Annotated in this window: 17 protein-coding genes and 2 tRNA genes; 4 read left to right on the forward strand and 15 right to left on the reverse strand. The window is 60.9% G+C overall.

Annotation, left to right across the window (positions count from 1 at the left end):
- The first annotated feature begins 783 nt into the window (after nt 1-783).
- The 4 genes from pcnB to ACWFVE_RS15050 all read left to right on the forward strand — a co-directional run bounded on the left by pcnB (nt 784) and on the right by ACWFVE_RS15050 (nt 4,898).
- On the forward strand, nt 784-2,169 hold the full coding sequence (gene pcnB / locus ACWFVE_RS15035; protein ID WP_447530070.1) for a polynucleotide adenylyltransferase PcnB: 1,386 nt from the start codon (nt 784-786) through the stop codon (nt 2,167-2,169).
- Nucleotides 2,170-2,181: 12 nt separating this feature from the next.
- On the forward strand, nt 2,182-2,679 hold the full coding sequence (gene folK / locus ACWFVE_RS15040) for a 2-amino-4-hydroxy-6-hydroxymethyldihydropteridine diphosphokinase (protein WP_447530071.1): 498 nt from the start codon (nt 2,182-2,184) through the stop codon (nt 2,677-2,679).
- Nucleotides 2,680-2,743: 64 nt separating this feature from the next.
- Nucleotides 2,744-3,607 (forward strand): pantoate--beta-alanine ligase, encoded by an 864-nt coding sequence (gene panC, locus ACWFVE_RS15045; RefSeq protein ID WP_447530072.1) that lies wholly within the window; start codon nt 2,744-2,746, stop codon nt 3,605-3,607.
- Nucleotides 3,608-3,719: 112 nt separating this feature from the next.
- The gene (locus ACWFVE_RS15050) at nt 3,720-4,898 is read left to right on the forward strand and encodes an acetyl-CoA C-acetyltransferase (protein WP_447530073.1); all 1,179 of its coding nucleotides are present in this window, start codon (nt 3,720-3,722) and stop codon (nt 4,896-4,898) included.
- Nucleotides 4,899-5,102: 204 nt separating this feature from the next.
- Here ACWFVE_RS15050 and ACWFVE_RS15055 read toward each other — a convergent pair whose 3' ends face one another.
- From ACWFVE_RS15055 to ftsH, 15 genes are all read right to left on the reverse strand, one after another.
- Nucleotides 5,103-6,272, reverse strand: coding sequence for an MFS transporter (locus tag ACWFVE_RS15055; RefSeq protein ID WP_447530074.1), 1,170 nt, complete (start codon nt 6,270-6,272; stop codon nt 5,103-5,105).
- 86 nt (nt 6,273-6,358) lie between these two features.
- Nucleotides 6,359-8,521, reverse strand: a complete 2,163-nt coding sequence (pnp, locus tag ACWFVE_RS15060) for a polyribonucleotide nucleotidyltransferase (protein WP_447530075.1) — start codon at nt 8,519-8,521, stop codon at nt 6,359-6,361.
- Nucleotides 8,522-8,739: 218 nt separating this feature from the next.
- On the reverse strand, nt 8,740-9,009 hold the full coding sequence (rpsO, locus tag ACWFVE_RS15065; protein ID WP_074397689.1) for a 30S ribosomal protein S15: 270 nt from the start codon (nt 9,007-9,009) through the stop codon (nt 8,740-8,742).
- A gap of 117 nt (nt 9,010-9,126) precedes the next feature.
- Complete coding sequence (gene truB / locus ACWFVE_RS15070) at nt 9,127-10,047, reverse strand: tRNA pseudouridine(55) synthase TruB (RefSeq protein WP_447530076.1); 921 nt, start codon at nt 10,045-10,047, stop codon at nt 9,127-9,129.
- The gene (gene rbfA / locus ACWFVE_RS15075) at nt 10,047-10,454 is read right to left on the reverse strand and encodes a 30S ribosome-binding factor RbfA (protein ID WP_447530077.1); all 408 of its coding nucleotides are present in this window, start codon (nt 10,452-10,454) and stop codon (nt 10,047-10,049) included. Before rbfA ends, truB begins: the two co-directional genes overlap by 1 nt.
- A gap of 17 nt (nt 10,455-10,471) precedes the next feature.
- On the reverse strand, nt 10,472-13,003 hold the full coding sequence (gene infB, locus ACWFVE_RS15080; protein ID WP_447530078.1) for a translation initiation factor IF-2: 2,532 nt from the start codon (nt 13,001-13,003) through the stop codon (nt 10,472-10,474).
- A gap of 27 nt (nt 13,004-13,030) precedes the next feature.
- On the reverse strand, nt 13,031-14,545 hold the full coding sequence (gene nusA / locus ACWFVE_RS15085) for a transcription termination factor NusA (protein WP_447530079.1): 1,515 nt from the start codon (nt 14,543-14,545) through the stop codon (nt 13,031-13,033).
- Between the two features lie 65 nt (nt 14,546-14,610).
- Nucleotides 14,611-15,072, reverse strand: a complete 462-nt coding sequence (rimP, locus tag ACWFVE_RS15090) for a ribosome maturation factor RimP (protein WP_447530080.1) — start codon at nt 15,070-15,072, stop codon at nt 14,611-14,613.
- A 314-nt stretch (nt 15,073-15,386) separates the two neighbouring features.
- Nucleotides 15,387-15,463: transfer RNA gene (locus tag ACWFVE_RS15095), tRNA-Met, on the reverse strand.
- Between the two features lie 106 nt (nt 15,464-15,569).
- Nucleotides 15,570-15,656 (reverse strand) — tRNA-Leu (locus ACWFVE_RS15100).
- A 48-nt stretch (nt 15,657-15,704) separates the two neighbouring features.
- Complete coding sequence (secG, locus tag ACWFVE_RS15105) at nt 15,705-16,064, reverse strand: preprotein translocase subunit SecG (RefSeq protein WP_447530081.1); 360 nt, start codon at nt 16,062-16,064, stop codon at nt 15,705-15,707.
- Between the two features lie 4 nt (nt 16,065-16,068).
- Nucleotides 16,069-16,818, reverse strand: coding sequence for a triose-phosphate isomerase (tpiA, locus tag ACWFVE_RS15110; protein WP_447530082.1), 750 nt, complete (start codon nt 16,816-16,818; stop codon nt 16,069-16,071).
- 92 nt (nt 16,819-16,910) lie between these two features.
- Nucleotides 16,911-18,260, reverse strand: a complete 1,350-nt coding sequence (glmM, locus tag ACWFVE_RS15115; protein WP_447530083.1) for a phosphoglucosamine mutase — start codon at nt 18,258-18,260, stop codon at nt 16,911-16,913.
- On the reverse strand, nt 18,257-19,165 hold the full coding sequence (gene folP / locus ACWFVE_RS15120) for a dihydropteroate synthase (RefSeq protein WP_447530084.1): 909 nt from the start codon (nt 19,163-19,165) through the stop codon (nt 18,257-18,259). The genes glmM and folP overlap by 4 nt, the downstream gene beginning before the upstream one ends.
- A 117-nt stretch (nt 19,166-19,282) precedes the next feature.
- Nucleotides 19,283-21,277 (reverse strand): ATP-dependent zinc metalloprotease FtsH, encoded by a 1,995-nt coding sequence (gene ftsH / locus ACWFVE_RS15125; RefSeq protein ID WP_447530085.1) that lies wholly within the window; start codon nt 21,275-21,277, stop codon nt 19,283-19,285.
- Nucleotides 21,278-21,444 lie beyond the last annotated feature (167 nt).

Consider the following 21,444-nt stretch of genomic DNA (forward strand, 5'->3'; position numbering starts at 1 on the left):
TTCGGGTTGTTACCTTCCCACACACAAGACGTTTAAAAACGCTGTTTTGAAGGTAACACTTGGTGCACAGCACCTGCTCAAAAAATACTCGAATACTACAAGTTGATGAAATAACTTTTCTTTTTAACAAGTGGCACGCCAAGTGCAGTATTACTGGGTAAGAAAAACAAATCGGGTAGCGGTTAAACAACAACAATAACAAGCCATACCGCGCAGACCTCGCCAAAACAAAAACAACAGGGCGAGGGCAAGATAAGCGACCAATAACAATAAACGGCTGATGTCTTGCAAATTGCTCGCGCTTGATAGCAGGCGCATCCATAAAAACAATCGAAAGCAATAACCCGAAAAAGGACGCGACGTACACCCTCAAAGCGGCCAACAATAATAAACGCTTTGCAATGTACCCCCGGAGCCAATAACAATTCGCCGGGCGAGAAGAGTTCGCGGTTGGATTATTGTTTTGAATACGAGGCGGTCGGAGCAGAGTGAGCAACGCTTTACTGACTGCGGTGCGTATTCAGGGCGATGTGCCATCATGAAGAAAAACAGCAGCACGGATGCTGATTGACCCAATTGACAGGGGAGGCCGTTTTGGCCTCCCCTTTCCGCATCTGGCCCTTGGTCATTGACGCCGTTATGAACGCCGTTTTTTAAACGTTTTGTACAATCCTCGTCTGAATGCTTTGCAAGGCGTTGGGCGTCGGCTACACTCATCGACTTATCATTTATCAAACCCTTTGTTAAATAACCTACGTTTTAACTGCGAGTCGATGTCGTCGCATGTTTAGAGGACTTACCCGTTTTTTACCTGGTTCGGGAGAGCAATTGAAAAACCTGCTCGATTCCCAAGAAAACCCTACTGAGGCCTTAACGCCTCACGTTATCCCCCGCTCCGAGCACCCTGTTTCTCGTCAGCAGATCAGCGACGCCGCCTTGAAAGTACTTTATCGATTGGACGGTGCAGGCTTTGGTGCCTATCTGGTCGGCGGCTGCATTCGCGATGCGCTCCTTGGCCAAACCCCCAAGGATTTCGACGTGGCGACCAACGCCACGCCGGATCAGGTGCGCGATTTGTTTCGCAACTCGCGATTGATCGGGCGGCGCTTTCGTATCGTTCACGTCCGCTTTGGGCGCGAAGTCATCGAGGTGACGACCTTCCGGGGCAAGCCTCAAGACGAGCACGGCGATCATATCGCTCAGCAGTCCGACGATGGGCTTCTGCTGCGCGATAACGTTTGGGGCAGCATCGAAGAGGACGCGCTGCGCCGTGACTTCACCGTCAACGCGCTTTACTACAGCATCGCCGACTTCTCGATTCATGACTTCGCCGGCGGCATCGGCGATATCAACGCGCGCACGCTGCGACTGATCGGCGACCCGGCAACCCGTTATCGGGAAGACCCGGTGCGTATGCTGCGCGCGGTGCGCTTTGCCGCCAAGCTGGGCTTCGAGATCGCTCCCGAAACCGAAGCGCCGATGTACGAGCTGGCGCCGCTTTTGCTGCAAATTCCGCCGGCGCGCCTGTTCGACGAAGCGCTCAAGCTCTTCATGTCCGGCCAGGGGCTTTTGACCTTCCGTCTTTTGAGCCACTACGGGCTGTTCGGCATGCTCTTCCCCGAAGCCGAGGAAGCCATGGCCGACGCCGCTTGGGTCGAGGAGCTGATCGAGCAGGCGCTAATGAATACCGACAAGCGCATCGCCAACGACCGCCCGGTGACCCCGGCGTTTTTGTTCGCCGCGTTTTTGTGGGGGCCGGTTTCACTACGCCTGGCAGAGCTCGAAGGCGAAGGCATGCCCGCGGTACCCGCGCTGCAAACAGCCGCCCAGGACGTAGTGATGCGCCAGCTTCAGCACATCTCGATCCCCAAACGCTTTGGTATGCCAATGCGCGAGATCTGGGAGCTTCAGGCACGCCTGCCCATGCGTCGCGGCAAGCGCGCGTTTCAAAGCCGCGAACACCCGCGCTTTCGCGCCGCTTTCGACCTTTTGTTACTGCGCGAGCAAGCCGGTGAAATACCCCGCGGGCTGGGCGAGTGGTGGGAAGCGTTCCAGCAAGGCGACGAGCACGAACAGCGCCGCCTGCTGCAAAAGGTGGGTGGCGACCCGGCAAGCCAGGGCGACCGGCGGCGTAAAAAGCGCCGTAAGCCGACGCGCAAAAGCGATTAGCGAGCCAGCGCCATGATCTCATCGCTTGCCTATATCGGCATTGGCAGCAATATCGAAGAGCCGCTGGCCCAGGTACGCCGGGCGATAGTCGAGCTTGGCGAGCTGCCGCTCACCAGGGTAAGCGGCGTCTCCTCGCTTTACGCCAGCCGCCCGGTGGGCCCCCAGGACCAGCCAGATTTCGTCAACGCCGTCGTCGCCCTCGACACCGCGCTTTCACCGCTGGCGCTTCTGGATCAGCTCCAGGGCCTGGAGCAGCGCCATCGCCGCCGCCGTTTGCGCCACTGGGGCCCACGCACCCTGGATCTCGATATCCTGCTCTTCGGCGAGCAGCGCATCGAGCAGCCCCGCTTAAGCGTTCCCCACCCGCACATGCACGAGCGCGCCTTCGTGCTGATGCCGCTTAACGAGCTCGATGCTGCGATCACCCTGCACGATCAACCCGCCCGCCACTGGCTGGAGCGCATCGAAAACCCCGGTATTCAGCGACTGGTCGAAGACGGCCCGGGTTAACGGCCCACGGGGTTCGACGTCGCCCGCGCCCTCTTTTGTCTTATCTCTGCCAGGCCAACCCATAATGCGCACGCTGCACGACATCGCCGACCTTCGATCGACGCTCAACGACGACCGCCGAACCGGGAAACGTATCGCGCTGGTTCCCACCATGGGCAACCTGCACGCCGGGCACATGGCGCTGGTGGAAACCGCGCGCCAGCACGCGGATATCGTGGTGGCGAGCCTTTTCGTCAACCCGATGCAGTTTGGCCCGGGTGAAGACCTGGACGCCTACCCGCGCACCCTAAAAGAGGACCAGGCGAAGCTTGCCGAGGCCGGCTGCGATTTTCTATTCGCCCCCACCGCCGCCGCGCTCTACCCGGGCGGCCTGGACGCTCAGACGCGGGTGCAGGTGCCGGTGGTTTCCGAAGGGCTTTGCGGCGCCAGCCGCCCCGGCCACTTCGACGGCGTGGCCACCGTGGTGACGATGCTGTTCAACCTGGTGCAGCCGGACATCGCGCTGTTCGGCGAGAAGGATTACCAGCAACTGGCGGTCATCCGTAAGCTCAAAGCGGACCTGCACATGCCCATCGAGATCATCGGCGTGGCAACCCAGCGCGCCGAGGATGGCCTGGCGCTTTCATCGCGCAACGGCTACTTGAGTGACGAGCAGCGCGCCGCCGCGCCCAGGCTTTACCAGGCCCTGCAAGCAGCGAAAGCGGCACTGGAAAACGGCGAGCCCGCCCCGCTCGTGCTCGACCAGGCGATCGCGGCCCTGGGGGCTGCGGGCCTTACACCGGAATACGTAGAGCTAAAAAGCGCAGCGCTTGGCCCGGTAACGCCCACCACCTCGGCGGCGGTACTATTAGCGGCGGCAAAGCTCGGCCCGACGCGCCTGATCGATAACGTGGCCGTCACCCTGCAACGGCGCGACCCACGAGGGTGAACCAAAAGCGTATTGTCGCGACGCACGACTTTCCCCTATGCTGATTGAACACGCTTGAATTCAATACGCTCGCTCACAGGCTTACGGCCTTATTCATTTCGGGAGTTCTGTCATGCAAGAAGTGGTCATCGTCGCCGCACGGCGCACCGCGGTCGGTAGCTTCGGCGGCTCGCTCGCGGGCATTCCCGCCAGCGAACTCGGCTCGCTGGTCATCAAGGACATTCTCTCATCCACCGGCGTCTCACCGGATCAGGTCAACGAAGTGCTGCTCGGCCAGGTGCTGACTGCGGGGGTGGGCCAAAACCCGGCTCGCCAGGCGTCCATCAATGCCGGCCTGCCGGACTCGGTGCCGGCCATGACCATCAACAAGGTATGCGGCTCTGGCCTCAAAGCGGTTCATTTGGCCACCCAAGCCATCCTGTGCGGCGATGCCGACCTGATCATTGCCGGCGGCCAGGAGAACATGTCCGCCTCGCCTCACGTGCTGCCCAACTCGCGCAACGGCCAGCGCATGGGCGACTGGAAAGCGATCGATACCATGGTCCACGATGGCCTGTGGGACGCGTTCAACGATTTCCACATGGGCATTACCGCCGAGAACCTGGCCGAGAAGTACGGCATCACCCGCGAGCAAATGGACGAGTTCGCCGCCCAGTCGCAGCAGAACGCCTCCAACGCCATCAAGGAAGGCAAGTTCAAAAGCCAGATCGTGCCGGTGGAGATCCCCCAGCGCAAGGGCGACCCGGTGGTGTTCGATACCGACGAAAACCCGCGGGAAGTCACTGCGGAAAAACTGGGTGGCATGAAGCCGGCGTTCAAGAAAGACGGCACCGTCACCGCGGGCAACGCTTCCTCTCTCAACGACGGCGCCGCCGTGGTGATGGTCTGCTCGGCGGAGAAAGCCAAGGAACTGGGGCTTGAGCCGCTCGCGCGCATCAAGGCCTACGCCAACGCTGGCGTGGATCCGGCGATCATGGGCATCGGGCCGGCCCCGGCGACAAGGCGGTGCCTTGAGAAAGCCGGCTGGAGCCTTGAGGATTTGGATCTCGTCGAGGCGAACGAAGCCTTTGCCGCCCAAGCGATGTCGGTCAACAAGGAGCTGGGCTGGGACGTCTCCAAAGTGAACGTCAACGGCGGTGCCATTGCGCTGGGCCACCCGATCGGCGCCTCGGGCTGTCGCGTACTGGTCTCGCTGATTCACGAAATGATCGCCCGGGATGCCAAAAAAGGCCTTGCTACGCTTTGTATCGGCGGCGGCCAAGGTGTAGCGCTGGCCATCGAGCGGCCGTAACTTCAGGCCTTCTAAACAACAAAGCCCCTGCCTTCGAGCAGGGGCTTTTGATTGCAGCTATATCTCAACCACCCCAGTGTGGCCGGAAGAGACCCGTAGCGGGGGTCTTTCGCCAGGGATGGCGAAAGTAGCGTACAGGGAGGTATTTACAGCGCCCCCGCGTAGGGTCTCTTCCGGACCCCGATGCTCGATTTTTGAAGCGGTTTACCGAATCCTGCCGCCATTGACTAGCTGTGATGGCGTGCGACCAACCAGCACCACCCCCATCAGGAAAAGCCCGGCGGCGGCCCACATGGTGGTCGGTAGACTCGTGGCATCCACCACGCGCCCGCCCAAAAGCGACCCCAAGCCAATCGACATATTGAACACGAAGGCCATTAAAGCGGTAGCCGCCTCGGTATTGGGCGCGGTGCGCAAAATCCAGGTCTGAATGCTTACCGAGATGCTGCCGAAGATCGCGCCCCACACCGTCAAGAGCACCACGCCGCTGAACGGACTCGTGCCCAGCAGCGGAAAGCTCGCCACCACGACCAAAAGCAGCACCGGAATCATGAGCACGGCGATGTAGGGGTTGCGCGCCGCGCGCATGCCCGCGATCACGTTGCCGATAATGCCCGCCGCCCCGTAAAGCAGCAACAGGGTTCCCACGTTGCGCTGCTCGATGCCGCTGACGTTTTGCAGAATCGGGCTGATGAAGGTGTAGGCGACGAAGTGGCCCACGACCACGCAGCCGGTGGTGAGTACCGCTACGCGCACGCCACGATTGAGCACCTGCTGGGCGAGAATGCGCAGGCGCACCGGCTCCCGGGGCGGAAGGCTGGGTAACCATAGCCAGATCATACCCGCGGTCAGCAGACTAAAGCCGCCCAGGCCGCCAAACACCCACCGCCAGCTGCTGATATCCCCCAAGAGTGTACCCAGCGGCACGCCCAGCACCGAGGCCGCCGTGACGCCACCAAAGATGATCGTCATCGCCTTGGCCACGCTTTCCTCCGGCACGAGCCTGGGCGCGATGCTGCCCGCGACCGCCCAGAAACCCCCGATACTCATGCCGATCAGCACTCGCGCGGCGAGCAGCATGACAAAGCTTTCGGCCATACTCGAGAGCACGCTGCCCAGCGTCATGATGATCATCAAACCGGTCAGCATCACCCGGCGGTCCATGCGGCCCACTGCCACCGGCAACAGCGGCGCCGACAACGCCGCCACCACCCCGGGTACCGTCACCATCAAACCAGCGGTGCCCTCGCTGACGCCCATCTCCCCCGCTACCTGGGAGAGCAGCCCGATCGGCAGCTGCTCGGCGGTGACCAGCAGGAAAATCCCGCACATGACCGCAATGACCGCCCACCACCTGGCGACATCCTTCTCCATGATTTCTCCTTATCGACCGCCTCTCCCAAACAACGCCGCCCCCGCAGCCAAAGGCAACGGGGGCGGAGGGAGCACCTTCGGATCGCTTATTCGACGGTGGCTTCGCTTTGCACGGCAAACGCCGCTTTCTCTTCTTCGGTGATCTCCTTGATGGAGAGCTTCACGCGGTTGCGGTTGTCGATGTCGAGCACTTTCACGACCACGTCGTCACCTTCGTTCAAGAAGTCGCGCACGTCGTTGACGCGCTCCTGGACGATTTGCGAGATGTGTACCAGACCGTCGGTGCCGGGCATGATGTTCACGAATGCGCCGAAGTCGGCAATACGCACGACCTTACCGTTGTAAAGCTTGCCGATTTCCGCCTCGGCGGTGATCGCCAGCACGGTGTCGATGGCCGCCTTGGCGGCTTTCTTGTCTTCGGCATAAATACGCACGGTGCCGTCATCGTCAAGATCGATGGAGGCGCCGGTGTCTTCGCAAATCTTGCGAATGGTAGCGCCCCCTTTGCCGATGACGTCGCGGATTTTGTCCGGGTCGATTTTGATCGTCGCCATGGACGGCGCATTATCAGAAACCTCGGTGCGGCTCTGATTAATGACGGCGTTCATCTGCTCGAGGATCGAGATGCGCGCATGGTGGGCCTGCTGCAGCGCGGTCTCCATGATCTCTTCGTTGATGCCTTCGATCTTGATATCCATCTGGAGCGCGGTCACGCCTTCGACGGAGCCAGCGACCTTGAAGTCCATGTCACCGAGGTGATCTTCGTCGCCCAGAATATCGGTCAGCACCGCGTAACCTTCCGGGTCTTTGACCAGGCCCATGGCGATACCCGCCACCGGCGCTTTCAGCGGAACACCCGCATCCATCAGCGCAAGTGAGGAGCCACAGACCGAGGCCATGGAGCTCGAGCCGTTGGACTCGGTGATCTCGGAGACCACGCGAATGGTGTAGGGGAAGTCGTCTTCCGAGGGCAGCATGGCCTGCACACCACGGCGCGCCAAACGGCCATGGCCGATTTCACGGCGCTTCGGCCCGCCCATGAAGCCGGCTTCGCCAACCGAATAGGGAGGGAAGTTGTAGTGCAGCATGAAGCGGTCTTTACGCTCGCCTTCCAGCGACTCGATCAACTGCGAGTCGCGAAGCGTACCTAACGTCGCCACGGCGATCGCTTGGGTTTCACCACGCGTGAACACCGCCGAGCCGTGGGTCTTGGGCAATACGCCGACTTCGATGTCTAGCGGGCGCACGGTGGTGTTGTCGCGGCCATCGATACGCGGCTCGCCTTTCACGACCCGCGAGCGCACGACGCGCTTCTCGAGGCTTGCGAAGGCACCCTTGACGTCGTCTTTGGCGAACTTGTCGTTGACCGGCTCACCTTCGACGGCCACAAGCTCCTCGAGCGCCTGGTCTTTAAGCGCGGCCAGGGCGTCCTGGCGCTGCATTTTGTCGGTAATGCGATAGGCTTCGCCGACTTTAGCCTCAAAACCTTCGGCCATGGCGGTTTTAAGCGCCGCGTTCTCCTCGGCGGCTTGCCACTCCCAGCGCGGCTTGCCGGCCTCGGCGACCAGTTCGTTGATGGCGGAGACCGCCACCTGCATTTCCTGATGGCCAAAGAGGACCGCGCCGAGCATTTCGTCTTCCAGAAGCTCCTGGGCTTCGGACTCGACCATCAGCACGGCTTTTTCGGTACCGGCGACGACCATGTTAAGCTCGGAGGTCGCAAGCTCTTCGACGGTCGGGTTTAGAAAGTAACCCTGTTCTTCGTTGAAGCCCACACGCGCGGCACCGATCGGGCCGTTGAACGGCACGCCGGAGATCGAAAGCGCTGCCGAAGTACCCAGCATCGCGGCGATATCCGGGTCGTGGTTACGGTCGGTAGAGAGAACGGTACAGATGACCTGTACTTCGTTCATGAAGCCTTTCGGGAAAAGCGGGCGGATCGGACGGTCGATCAGACGCGAGGTGAGCGTCTCTTTCTCGGTGGGGCGCCCTTCGCGTTTGAAGAAGCCGCCGGGAATCTTGCCAACCGCGTAGGTCTTTTCCTGGTAGTGTACCGAGAGCGGGAAAAAGGGCTGGCCAGGATTGACGTCTTTCTTGGCGACCACGGTGCAGAGCACAACGGTGTCGTCCATGGTGACCATCACGGCACCGCTGGCCTGGCGAGCGATACGGCCGGTTTCGAGGGTGACGGTGCTACGACCGTACTGGAACGTTTTTTTTACCGGATTCACGGCGACTTCCTTTAACATAAAATAGCTACTTGTCTTTTCTGGGGTCGTTTTTGACTCGCCACTATTCTAGGCGCTGTGGCGCTCAAGGGCTACCAGAAACCCGAATTCACCGCCTTCCTCCCGCTTTTAGCGCGTTTTGGGCATAAAAAAACGGGTAGCCCTTTGGGGCTACCCGTTTTGATTGCACGCTTCGCGGCTTGTCTGCCCCCTCATGAAAAGGGGCGCGACAAGGCGTTTTAGCGGCGCAGACCCAAACGCTGGATCAGCGACTGATAGCGTTCAAAATCCTTGCGCTTGAGGTAGTCCAGCAGCTTACGACGCTGGTTTACCATGCGGATCAGACCACGACGCGAGTGGTGGTCCTGCTTGTTGGTCTTGAAGTGGTCCTGCAGGCCATTGATGTTGGCGCTCAGCAGGGCAACCTGCACTTCGGGGGAACCGGTGTCGCTCTCGCCGCGGCCGTATTCGTTAACGATCTCGGCCTTTTTCTCAGCGGTTAGTGCCATCTGTCTCTCCAGTCAGCAATATGCTTAACATTGAATGGGTGAGACCACGCATATTTGCAGTCTCAAAGGGTATTTTCGCGTAAATCGCGGCGTCCTTGCAACGTTTTACCAGCGAACTTACGAAAGCGCGACCGTGCTTAACAGCCGCTTGGGGGCCACTTCCTGGGGCCCTTTCACCACGCCCAAGCCGAGAAACGACTCGGCGTAGTAAAGTCGTGCCAGCTCGTTGGGCGGCAGTGCCCCCACGTCGAGCTTGGCGGATTGACCGTAGGACAAGGAGGTATGGGCGGCCTCGTCCACGCTAAGCGCAGGGAGGTGATCGACCAGTACGTCCACGGGCATCAATTCGGCCTCACGCGCGCTCTGCTCACCAAGAGCTTCTAACGCCTCCAGGGTCCACATCGCGTTGCCATCAAAGGGGCCGGTCTTGAGCCGTCTTAGCTGGCTGATATGAGCGCCGCATCCGAGCGCCAAACCGATATCTTCGGCCAACGTGCGAATGTAGGTGCCTTTACTACAGCTTACTTCGAGCTCGAACGCTTGACCGTCGAACGCGAGCAGCCGGGCATCATACACGCTAATTCTGCGCGCTGCACGCTCCACTTCCTTGCCCTCGCGGGCCAGTTCGTAAAGCTTTTTGCCCTGATGCTTGAGCGCCGAGTACATCGGCGGTACCTGGTCGATCTCGCCGCGAAAGCGTGCAATGGCAGCCTCGACGTCGTCATTCGAAAGCGTTGGCACCTCGCGGCGCTCGATCACGCTACCTTCCGCATCGCCGGTATCGGTGATCACCCCGAGTTCGACCCGGGTGCGATACATCTTGTCGGCTTCCAGAAGGTGCGCGGAGAACTTGGTCGCCTCCCCCAGACAGATCGGCAGTAAGCCCGTCGCCATGGGGTCGAGGGTGCCGGTGTGCCCCGCTTTTTGCGCCTCGAACAGCCGGCGCACGCGCTGTAAAGCATGGTTACTGGACACGCCTTGGGGCTTGTCCAGCAGCACCACGCCGTTGACCGGCAGGCCCTTACGGCGACGCGCCATTACCGCGGCGCCTCGCCTTCGTTACCGCCCTCTTCTTCGTCCTGACGGGCGCGGTCGGTCGAGACCGCCTCGTCGATCAGCGAAGAGAGCTGCTGGCCGCGCACCACGCTTTCATCGAAATGAAAGCGCAGCTCCGGCACATGACGCAGTTTGATGCGCTTGGCAATCTGGCTTCTCAGAAAACCGCTGGCGCGTTTGAGCACCTGCAGATTTTCCTTGATGCGCGCCGGGTCCTGCTCACCCAGCAGGGTGACGTAGATATCGGCGTAGCCCAGATCACGACTGACGGTCGCGCCGCTGACCGTGACCATGCCAAGGCGCGGGTCCTTGATCTCGCGCTGGATAAGCACCGCCAGCTCCTTTTGGAGCTGGTCGGCTACCCGGTCGGTACGCTTGAATTCGCGCATGCTTGCTCCTCGCAGCCTTACAGGGTGCGCTCGACCTTGACCTGGTCGAAGACTTCGATCTTGTCGCCGACCTGGACGTCGTTATAGTTCTTGACGCCGATACCACACTCGACGCCGTTGCGCACTTCCTGCACATCGTCTTTGAAGCGACGCAGCGATTCGAGCTCGCCTTCATAAATCACTACATCATCACGCAGTACGCGGATCTTCTTATTACGATGCACGTTGCCTTCAACCACCATACAACCGGCAATTGCCCCAATTTTCGGCGCACGGAAGACATCGCGGACTTCAGCAATACCCACGATCTCTTCTTTCCAGTCAGGTGCGAGCATACCGCTCATCGCCTGCTTGACCTCGTCGATCAAGTGGTAGATAACGCTGTAGTAGCGCAGGTCCAGGCCTTCACGTTCGACGATTTCGCGGGCAGCGGCGTCGGCACGGACGTTGAAGCCGACCAGGATAGCCTCACTGGCTAGCGCCAGATTGGCATCGGTACCGGTGATGCCGCCCACACCAGATGAAACCACGGCCACTTCGACTTCGGCGGTGGAGAGCTCCTCGAGCGCACCACGGATCGCCTCGAGCGAACCTTGAACATCGGCTTTCAAGACGATGTTGACCTTGGCCACTTCGTCCTGGCCCATCTGGCTGAACATGTTCTCGAGCTTGGCTTTCTGCTGACGCGCCAAGCGTACTTCGCGGTACTTGCCTTGACGGAAGTTGGCGACTTCCCGCGCTTTACGCTCGTCGGCCACGACCATGAAGTCGTCACCGGCGTCCGGCGTACCGTCCAGGCCCTGAATCTCGACGGGCATCGCCGGACCGACTTCCTCGACCTGCTGGCCGAGTTCGTTGGTCAGCGCCCGTACACGGCCGTAGTGCAGGCCGGCCAGCACGATATCACCGCGCTTGAGGGTACCGTTTTGTACCAGTACGGTCGCGACCGGACCACGGCCCTTGTCGAGACGCGATTCGACGACCACACCTTTACCCGGCGCCAACGGCACGGCCTTGAGCTCGAGCACTTCGGATACCAGCTGGATCGCCTCCAACAGCTCCTCGATGCCGTCACCGGTTTTCGCGGAGACGTGAACGAACTGGGTATCGCCGCCCCACTCTTCCGAAATCACACCGTGCTGGGAAAGCTCGTTACGAATGCGGTCGAAATCCGCGCCGTCTTTATCGATCTTGTTCACCGCCACGACCATGGGAACTCCGGCCGCTTTGGAGTGTTCGATCGCTTCAACGGTTTGCGGCATGACGCCGTCGTCCGCCGCTACCACCAGGATGACCACGTCGGTTGCCTTGGCACCGCGGGCACGCATGGCGGTAAACGCCGCGTGGCCGGGGGTGTCCAGGAAGGTCACGCCACCGTGGTTGTCTTCGACGTGGTAGGCGCCGATGTGCTGGGTAATACCGCCGGCTTCACCGGTGGCCACCTTGGCACGACGAATGTAGTCGAGAAGCGAGGTCTTACCGTGGTCGACGTGACCCATGACGGTCACGACCGGCGAGCGGGTAATCTCATCGCCTTCGTAGGAGATGCCCTCGATCATTTCGGTCTCGAGCGCATCGTCCTTGACCAGCTTGACCTTGTGACCCATCTCTTCCACCACGATCGCCGCGGTATCCTGGTCGATCGTCTGGTTGATGGTCACCGCCGCGCCCATGGTGAACATGGCCTTGATCACTTCGTTGGCCTTGATCGACATCTTGTCGGCCAGCTCAGCGACGCTGATCGATTCGGGAATCGAGACTTCGCGAACGATCGGCTGCGTGGGCTTTTGGAAGCCGTGCTTGCCGTTGCCGCTCTGGCCCGGGCCGCGGCGACCGCCACGACGCTCGGAGCGCTTGGCTTTCTTGGCACTGCCGCCACGCTTACGCTCTTCGCGATCGCCACGGTCGTCGTCTTCGTCACGGCCTTTTTTCTTCGCCGCGGCCTTTTTGGGCGGCGCGGTGCGACGGTCGGTACGACCCTCTTTTGGCGGCGCCGGCGGCATCTCTTCGGAGGCCGGGGTTTCGTCGATCTGAAGCTCGGGCACGGCGGTTTCGGCCGGGGCCGGCGCCTTGGCGTCGGCTTCCTTACGCGCGGCTTCTTCAGCGGCCTGGGCTTTTTGGGCCTCGGCGCGCTCTTCGGCTTCGCGAGCCTCGCGGGCTTTATTCTCGGCTTCGGCCTCGGCCATATCGCCTACTAGCTGGCGCGGGCCCGAGTGCGTGGGCTCCGGCTCTTTCGGCTGCTCTTCTTCGGCGCGCTTGACGTAGGTCTTTTTCTTGCGGACCTGAACTTCGATCGTCTTGCCGCGCTCGCCGGTTTTGATCCGGCTACGCGTTTTGCGCGTCAGCGTGATGCGGTTTTTACCGGCATCCGCGGCGTCACCGCCGCCGTGACTTTTCTTCAAAAAGCTCAAAAGCGTCTGCTTGTCGTCTTCAGAGACCGCATCGCTTTCCGAGGCGTGCTTAAGGCCCGCCTCTTTCATCTGTTCCAACAGGCGGGGCACATCGCGGCCCACCTTTACTGCAAAATCTTTAACCGTCATATCTGACATTGTGACCCTCCCAAGCCCGTGACCTGTTTACTGTGTGTTCGAAGCCGCTTCGCTATCGTCTTCGAACCAGGGCGCACGGGCAGTCATGATCAGTGCCGCTGCGCGCGCTTCGTCTAACTCCTCGATATCGACCAGATCGTCGACAGACTGCTCGGCGAGATCTTCCATGGTGACAATGCCCCGACTGGCAAGAATGAAGGCCAGGTGGCGCTCCATCCCTTCCATTGCCAGCAGATCGTCTGCCGGCTGGGCACCGTCGAGCGCTTCTTCCGAGGCGATCGCCATTGTCAGTAGCTCGTCCTTGGCACGTGCGCGCAGCTCTTCGACGAGCTCTTCATCGAATTCTTCGATTTCGAGCATCTCTTCGAGCGGCACGTAGGCGACTTCTTCCAGGGTAGTGAACCCTTCTTCCACTAATAGCCGGGCAACGTCCTCGTCCACGCTCAGGTGGTGAACGAAGGAGTCCACGAGGCTATCGATTTCCTGCTCGCGCTTGGACTCGGCCTCGTCTTCGGTCATGACGTTGATCCGCCAGCCGGTGAGTTCCGATGCCAGGCGCACGTTCTGGCCGCTGCGGCCGATGGCCTGAGCGAGATTGTCCTGGGCGACCGCGACGTCCATGGCGTGGGCGTCTTCATCCACCAAAATGGAGGCAACGTCCGCCGGCGCCATGGCGTTGATGACGAGCTGCGCGGGGTTGTCGTCCCACAGCACGATGTCTACACGCTCGTTTTGAAGCTCTGATGACACCGCCTGCACCCGCGAGCCGCGCATCCCCACACACGCACCGACCGGGTCGATGCGGCGATCGTTGGTTTTGACGGCGATCTTGGCGCGCGAGCCCGGATCACGGGCCGCGCCCTTGATCTCGATGAGCTGCTCGGCAATTTCCGGCACCTCGATCTTGAAAAGCTCGATGATGAACTGCGCATTGGTGCGCGAGAGCTGAAGCTGTGCGCCGCGAGCCTCCGGGTCGACCTTGACCAGCAGCGCACGCACCCGCTCGTTCATGCGGTAGCGCTCGCCGTGAATCATTTCGTTACGCGCCAAAAACGCCTCGGCGTTTTCGCCCAGGTCGATGATCAGCCCGTCACGGGTAGTTTTCTTGACGATACCGGCGACCAGCTCGCCTTCGCGGTCGGCGTACTGGCTGACCACTTCGGCGCGCTCGGCTTCACGGACTTTCTGGACGATGACCTGCTTGGCGGTCTGGGCGGCAATACGACCAAACACGGCGTTGTCGATCTTCTGCTCGGTGACCTCACCCAGCGCCAAAGGCGGGTCGCGTCGTTCGGCAACGGTTTGCTTGATTTCGTAATCCGGCGTCTCGAACTCGTCGTCTTCGACCACGGTCCAGTAGCGGTAGGTGTCGTAGTCGCCAGTGCGGCGGTCGATTTCCACGCGCACGTTGGCTTCTTCCTGCTCGAAACGCTTGCGCGAGGCGCTGGCCAGCGCCGCTTCGACCGCTTCGAAAATTACGTCGCGTGAAACGCCTTTTTCGTTAGAGATCGCGTCAACGACCATTAAAATTTCTTTACTCATGCGTATGCCTCGCCAGTAAACCTGTCCTTTGTGCCTCGCCCCAGCCGTGGGGGGCCGCCGTTTTTTTAATCTTCGAACTGCGGGACAATGTGTGCAGCATCGATACTTTCGATGGGAAAGCAATACTCTTCGCCGTCGAGCTGAAGCAGCACTTCGTCGCTTTCCACGCCCGCAAGCAGCCCCTGATATTTACGCCGGCCATGAAAGGCAGTGCGCAGCTTGAGCGCCACCTGGTGGCCCTGGTAGCGTGTAAAATGATCCAGGGTATACAAAGGGCGCGCCATACCGGGCGACGAAACCTCCAGGCGGTACTCGCCGGGAATAGGATCTTCGACATCCATGACGGCGCTGACTTGACGGCTGATATCAGCGCAGTCTTCGACACTGACGCCGCTTTCACGCTCGATATAGATCACCAGGCGTGAATGTTTGCCCTGAGAAAGATGGTCGATGCCCCATAGCTCGAAGCCCATGGCGGCAACAACAGGCTCAATCAGCGCGTGCAGCGCTGCGTGTTTTGTGGCCACAGACGAAGCTCCTATAGCCGTTGCATCAGGCACCTGGCCAGGAGTCATGAGAAAAGCTAGGTGGCTGATTGGCGTTACCTGAAAATGTGCCTTCGACGTCGCGGCGGGTGCCGGCGCGCAAGACACGCTTGGCTCGCAAAAAGCTACTCTTAAATCTGCCGGTAGCGTCAGCGTGTGTAAAGACGCTACTAACAAAAAGCCCCTTCACAGGAAGGGGCTTTTTAAAAGAAACCTGTAATACCATTTTAACAAACCGGTGTGATTCTATTGCCAGCCAATACTGAATGGCTGCGCATACACCGTTTGAAAAAATATGGTAGCGGGGACCGGATTTGAACCGATGACCTTCGGGTTATGAGCCCGACGAGCTACCAGACTGCTCCACCCCGCATCAATCTAGCTGGACGATATTAGCCCCTTATACGACCTTCGTCAAGGGCTTTCTCGTCTCAGGTACCACCCTGAAATCCTCGAAATTGATCTAACCAGTTTCTCGGTGGTGCCGAAGGCGGGACTTGAACCCGCACGACCATACGGTCACTACCCCCTCAAGATAGCGTGTCTACCAATTCCACCACTTCGGCATCAGGGGAGGCTAAAGAAAGCGTCAACAAGCATTTAATCTCAAATACTTAGTCGCTGTTTTCCTCTAGCACTGGCGCGGTATTATCCACACTTCCCGAGTCGTCGTCAAGTGTTGGAACACTTTGTTGTTGCTCGACCAAGCGCGAGTCCGGAATACCGGCTTCCGGGGCCTGTCCTGCCTGGGTGGCAAAGTAGGCAAGCGCCATGGACGTGACGAAGAAACCCGCCGCCAGAACGCCGGTCGCGGTCGACAGAAAGTTACCGCTGCCGCGGGAACCGAAGACCGTCTGTGAGGCACCGCCGCCGAAGGAGGCGCCGGCATCGGCCCCTTTACCCTGCTGGAGCAGGATAAGTACTACGAGCGCGATCGCGATGACCACGTGAACCATTAAAATTGCAACTTGCATGGCGTTATCCTGCTGACTGACAAATAGCGAAAAAATCATCGGTTTTGAGCGAGGCACCGCCCACCAAACCGCCGTCGATATCCGGCTTTGCAAGTAGCTCGGCTGCATTACCGGCATTCATGCTACCGCCGTAGAGAAGCACGAGCTCCTCACCGAGGGTGTCATCAAAACGCGCAAGGTGCGCGCGCACCTCGGCCATTACGTCCTGCGCCTGCTCCGGGGTCGCCGTACGCCCGGTACCAATCGCCCATACCGGCTCGTAGGCGATGACCAGTTTCTTTTGGGCATCGCGGCTTAGATGGGTAAGCACTGCGTCCACCTGAGCCAGTACCACGGCCATGGTGCGCTCGGCCTCGCGCTCTTTTAGGGTTTCACCCACGCATAGAATGGGCGTCAGACCATGATCGAGCGCAACGTTGACCCGGCCAAGGATCGCCTCGTCGGTATCACCGTAAAGCGCGCGGCGCTCGGAATGGCCCACCAGTACATAGCAGACACCGAACTCGTTGAGCATCGGCGCGCTCACCTCGCCGGTATGTGCCCCCGAGGCCTCGGTATTGAGCGTTTGCGCCCCCAGCTTTAGCGAGGTCGATTGAAACGCCCGCTGCGCGGCGTCGAGGTAGGGAAAAGGCACGATCAGCGCCGCCTCGACCTGCTCGGGCAAGGGGGTGGCCGCCAGAGTGCTCGCAAAGGTGTCGATCAGCGACCTTGAGCCGTTCATTTTCCAGTTACCGGCAATCAGTGGTGTGCGCATTCAATATCCTCACTCAAGGTGGAGCGAAATGGTATAGGAGCGGCCTTGTCAAGACAACCGCTGCCCACATTTGGGCCAAACGCGGGCCAAGCTTAGCTCAGCAGCGCCTCGACCCGCTTTGCAAGGGTTTCGGCCAGCGCCTGAACATCCAGGTGCGCGCGACCTTCGACCATCACACGAATCAGCGGCTCGGTACCCGAGGGGCGTAGTAGTACTCGCCCCTGGTCGCCGAGCTTTGCTTCCAGCTCGCCGACCGCTTCATCTAGCACCGGAGCGTCCATGACGTCTTTGGCATGGGTACCGGCGGGCAGCCGGACGTTAACCAGCGCCTGGGGTACCTTCTCGAAGGCCTTTAACAGCGCAGCGAGCGTTTTTTGCTCGCGCATCATCAACGCCAGCACCTGAAGCGCCGAGACGATACCGTCGCCGGTCGTTTGTGCATGGCCGCATACGATATGGCCGGAGGACTCGCCGCCCAACTCCCAACCGTTGGCCGCCATTTTCTCCATCACGAAGCGGTCACCGACCTTGACCCGCTCGAAGGGAATGCCTAGCGCTTCCAGCGCCTTGGCCAAGCCGAAGTTGCTCATGAGCGTACCGACCACGCCGCCCTGCAAAAGCCCGCGCTCATGACGGTCCCGGGCGATGAGATAAAGGATGTCATCGCCGTCGACTTCGCGGCCATCGGCATCGACCAACAGCACCCGGTCGCCGTCGCCGTCGAAGGCCACGCCTAAATCAGCGCCCTGCTGAATTACAGCCGCACGCAGCGCCGCCGGATGGGTCGAGCCCACTTCGTGATTGATATTGAGCCCGTTAGGCGTGGCGCCGATCACGCTGACCTCGGCGCCCAGCTCGCGAAATACGCTCGGCGCAATGTGGTAGGTCGCGCCGTGGGCGCAGTCGAGCACCACGCTCAGGCCGTGCAGGCTCAGCCGGTCGGGCAGCGTCGATTTACAGAATTCGATGTAGCGCCCCGCGGCGTCATCGATGCGCGCGGCCTTGCCAAGCTGCCCGGCCTCGGCGGTGCAAAGCGGCGCGTCCAGCATCGCCTCGATGCGGTCCTCGACTTCGTCGGGAAGCTTTTTGCCCTCGGCGGAAAAGAACTTGATGCCGTTATCCTCGAACGGATTGTGCGAGGCGGAGATGACGATGCCTGCATCGGCGCGGAAGGTGCGAGTCAGGTAGGCGATGCCCGGCGTGGGCATCGGGCCGAGCAGTGAGACATCGACCCCGGCGGCGGAGAGCCCCGCCTCCAGCGCCGACTCGAACATGTAGCCGGAGATGCGCGTGTCCTTGCCGATCAACACCCGCGTGCGCCCGTTCGAGCGGCGCAACACCTGCCCTGCCGCCCAGCCGAGCTTGAGCATGAAGTCGGCGGTGATCGGCGTCTCGCCGACCGTGCCGCGAATACCATCGGTTCCGAAATAGCGTCGTGTCATGAGAAGAGTTCCTTGTGGACCGGCGGCTCGCAGCTTTCCTGGAGGACCGCCCAGGCCATGGTAACGGCATCCGCCGTCGCGCCGACATCATGCACACGTAGTATTTTGGCGCCGCGTTCGACCGCCATGGCCGACAGTGCAAGCCCGCCAGGCAGACGTTCCTCGACCGGCCGACCGAGCACCTTGCCGATCATGCTTTTACGCGACATGCCTACCAACAGCGGCAGGTTCAGCGCCTCGAGCGCGCGCATTTGATTCAAAAGACGCAGGTTATGCTCAACGGTTTTGCCAAACCCGAACCCCGGATCGAGCAGCAGCTGATCGCGCTTGAACCCGGCCGCTTCGCAGGCCGCGATGCGCCTTGTCAGGTAATCGGCGACCGCCTGCTCGATGGGCTCGTCGTAGGTCGGCGAATGCTGCATATCCTGGGGCTCGCCCTGGCGGTGCATCAAACAAGCAGGCAGCCCGCTACTGGCGGCGGCGGCCAGGGCGCCGTCGCGCTCGAGAGAGCGTACATCGTTGATCATACCGGCACCGAGGGCGGCGGACTCGCGCATCACCAAAGCGCTACTGGTGTCGACGGAGACCAGCGCGTCGAGTTCGCGCACCAGTGCCTCGACGACCGGGCCGACACGGTCGAGCTCCTGCTGTTCGGGAACGGCGTCGGCGCCGGGGCGCGTGGACTCCCCGCCGACGTCGATCACCGCCGCGCCCTCGGCCAGCATCTGCTCGGCGCGGCGCAGCGCGTCGTCGAGCGAGACGTGGCGGCCGCCGTCGGAGAAAGAGTCCGGGGTGACGTTCAATATCCCCATGACCCGAGGAAAGGAGAGATCCAGCCGATGACGACCGCACTGCAACTGAGTGACGTGGCTGGGAGCCTGGTGTGGATCGAGCGTTGGTTTCATGAACAGCCTGATAGATAGAAAACGGGGCGGCTTGATGGCGCCTAGCATACCAAAAAAAAGCGCCCCGAGGTGGGGCGCTTTAGGAGCGGGGCGAGTATGACGACCCCAGCGTTAGGCTCAGGGCCCGGCCGGGCCGCCAAGCGGGTCGGAGGGGCGGCGACGCGGTTCGTCGTCGTCCTCTTCGCCATCGTCATTGGTATCGCCATGGTCCGGCTCATCCGCTTTGGGCTGCGGCTCGCCACCCGCCGGCGTACCGCCGCCGGAGGAGTCGCCGTCATCCCAGCCTTCCGGCGGGCGCGGGTCCTTGCCTTCCATGATGTCCTTGAGCTGACTCGCGTCGATGGTTTCGTACTTCATCAGCGCTTCGGTCATGGCGTCGAGCTTATCGCGGTTATCGTGCAGGATCTGGCGCGCCTGCTCGTAGCAGTCGTCGATGATCTTGCGCACTTCCTTGTCCAGACGCGTGGTGGTTTCGCCGGACTTCAGTTTGCCGCCGCTCTGCCCCGGGCCGCCGAGGAACTGGTGCGATTCGTCCTCGTCGTACATGATCGGGCCCATCTCATCGGACAAGCCCCACTTGGCGACCATGTTGTGGGCAAGTTCGGTGGCCCGCTTGATGTCGTTGGAGGCGCCGGTGGTCACGCCGTTGGCGCCCAGCGTCATCTCTTCGGCGATACGTCCGCCGAACAGCGAACAGATCTGGCTGAGAATCTGCTGACGCGAGAGGCTGTAACGATCCTCTTCCGGCAGGAACATGGTGACACCCAGCGCCCGGCCCCGCGGGATGATCGTCACCTTGTAGACCGGGTCGTGCTCGGGCATCACCAAACCGATGATCGCGTGACCGGATTCGTGATACGCCGTGTTGAGCTTCTCTTTGTCGGTCATGACCATGGATTTGCGCTCGGCGCCCATCATGATCTTGTCCTTGGCCATCTCCAGCTCGTCCATACCCACCAGGCGCTTGTTGCGACGCGCGGCAAAGAGCGCGGCTTCGTTGACCAGGTTGGCAAGATCGGCACCGGAGAAACCGGGGGTACCGCGGGCAATGAAGACCGGCTTGACGTCCTCGGCCAGCGGCACCTTGCGCAGGTGAACGCCCAGAATATGCTCGCGGCCGCGAATATCGGGCAGGCCTACGGTGACCTGACGGTCGAAACGGCCCGGGCGCAAAAGCGCCGGGTCGAGAACGTCCGGACGGTTGGTCGCGGCGATCACGATGATGCCTTCGTTGGCTTCGAAACCATCCATCTCGACCAGCAGCTGGTTGAGGGTCTGTTCGCGCTCGTCGTTACCACCGCCCATGCCAGCGCCGCGCGAGCGGCCCACGGCGTCGATCTCATCGATGAAGATGATGCAGGGTGCCTGTTTCTTGGCCTGCTCGAACATGTCGCGCACACGGGATGCGCCCACACCGACGAACATCTCGACGAAGTCGGAGCCGGAAATCGAGAAGAACGGCACTTTCGCTTCGCCGGAAATGGACTTCGCCAGCAGCGTTTTACCGGTACCCGGCGGGCCCACCATCAATACGCCACGGGGAATCGTACCGCCCAGGCGCTGGAACTTGGTCGGGTCGCGCAAAAAGTCGACCAGCTCTTCGACCTCTTCCTTGGCTTCGTCGCAGCCGGCGACATCGGCGAAGGTGGTTTTGATCTGATCCTGGGAGAGCAGCTTGGCCTTGGATTTACCAAAGCTCATCGGGCCGCCCTTACCGCCACCGGCGCCGCCCTGCATCTGGCGCATGAAGAACATGAAGATGGCAAGGATGAGCAGAATCGGGAAACTGGCGATCAGCAGACGCATCCAGATGCTCTGCTGCTCCGGCTCCTTGCCGACCACGGTGACGTCGTTGCTCAGCAGGTCATCCATCAGCTTCGGGTCTTCCGCCGCCGGCCGGATGGTCTGGAACTGCGACCCGTCGGTGCGCTCACCCTGAATGGTGTAGCCATCGATGGTGACGCTGCGAACCTGTTGATTTTGCACCTGATGCACAAACTGGGAGTAGTTAGTGGACTGGGGTGCGCTTTCCGTACTGAAATTGTTGAACACTGTCAGTAGCACGGCCGCAATGACCAACCACAGAATCAGGTTCTTCGCCATATCGTTCAAGGGGCTACCCTCATTACAAGAATCCGTCAGTTAACCGTCGATACTCAGACCTTACACTAGAGCACTACGTTCAACCATTGCCAAAGCACGTTTGACTTTGGGCCATGTATGCCATATAGGCCTTACGGCCCGTATGACACGCAGTGCGATTGCCTTCGCGGCAATCG

This window comes from Vreelandella mediterranea (genome assembly GCF_970647075.1).

Excerpts from the sequence above, each read along its gene's own strand:
- pcnB (WP_447530070.1), top strand. The coding sequence starts at position 784 with ATGTTTAGAGGACTTACCCGTTTTTTACCTGGTTCGGGAGAGCAATTG.
- folK (WP_447530071.1), top strand. The coding sequence starts at position 2,182 with ATGATCTCATCGCTTGCCTATATCGGCATTGGCAGCAATATCGAAGAG.
- panC (WP_447530072.1), top strand. The coding sequence starts at position 2,744 with ATGCGCACGCTGCACGACATCGCCGACCTTCGATCGACGCTCAACGAC.
- ACWFVE_RS15050 (WP_447530073.1), top strand. The coding sequence starts at position 3,720 with ATGCAAGAAGTGGTCATCGTCGCCGCACGGCGCACCGCGGTCGGTAGC.
- ACWFVE_RS15055 (WP_447530074.1), bottom strand. The coding sequence starts at position 6,272 with ATGGAGAAGGATGTCGCCAGGTGGTGGGCGGTCATTGCGGTCATGTGC.
- pnp (WP_447530075.1), bottom strand. The coding sequence starts at position 8,521 with ATGTTAAAGGAAGTCGCCGTGAATCCGGTAAAAAAAACGTTCCAGTAC.
- rpsO (WP_074397689.1), bottom strand. The coding sequence starts at position 9,009 with ATGGCACTAACCGCTGAGAAAAAGGCCGAGATCGTTAACGAATACGGC.
- truB (WP_447530076.1), bottom strand. The coding sequence starts at position 10,047 with ATGGCGCGTCGCCGTAAGGGCCTGCCGGTCAACGGCGTGGTGCTGCTG.
- rbfA (WP_447530077.1), bottom strand. The coding sequence starts at position 10,454 with ATGCGCGAATTCAAGCGTACCGACCGGGTAGCCGACCAGCTCCAAAAG.
- infB (WP_447530078.1), bottom strand. The coding sequence starts at position 13,003 with ATGTCAGATATGACGGTTAAAGATTTTGCAGTAAAGGTGGGCCGCGAT.
- nusA (WP_447530079.1), bottom strand. The coding sequence starts at position 14,545 with ATGAGTAAAGAAATTTTAATGGTCGTTGACGCGATCTCTAACGAAAAA.
- secG (WP_447530081.1), bottom strand. The coding sequence starts at position 16,064 with ATGCAAGTTGCAATTTTAATGGTTCACGTGGTCATCGCGATCGCGCTC.
- tpiA (WP_447530082.1), bottom strand. The coding sequence starts at position 16,818 with ATGCGCACACCACTGATTGCCGGTAACTGGAAAATGAACGGCTCAAGG.
- glmM (WP_447530083.1), bottom strand. The coding sequence starts at position 18,260 with ATGACACGACGCTATTTCGGAACCGATGGTATTCGCGGCACGGTCGGC.
- folP (WP_447530084.1), bottom strand. The coding sequence starts at position 19,165 with ATGAAACCAACGCTCGATCCACACCAGGCTCCCAGCCACGTCACTCAG.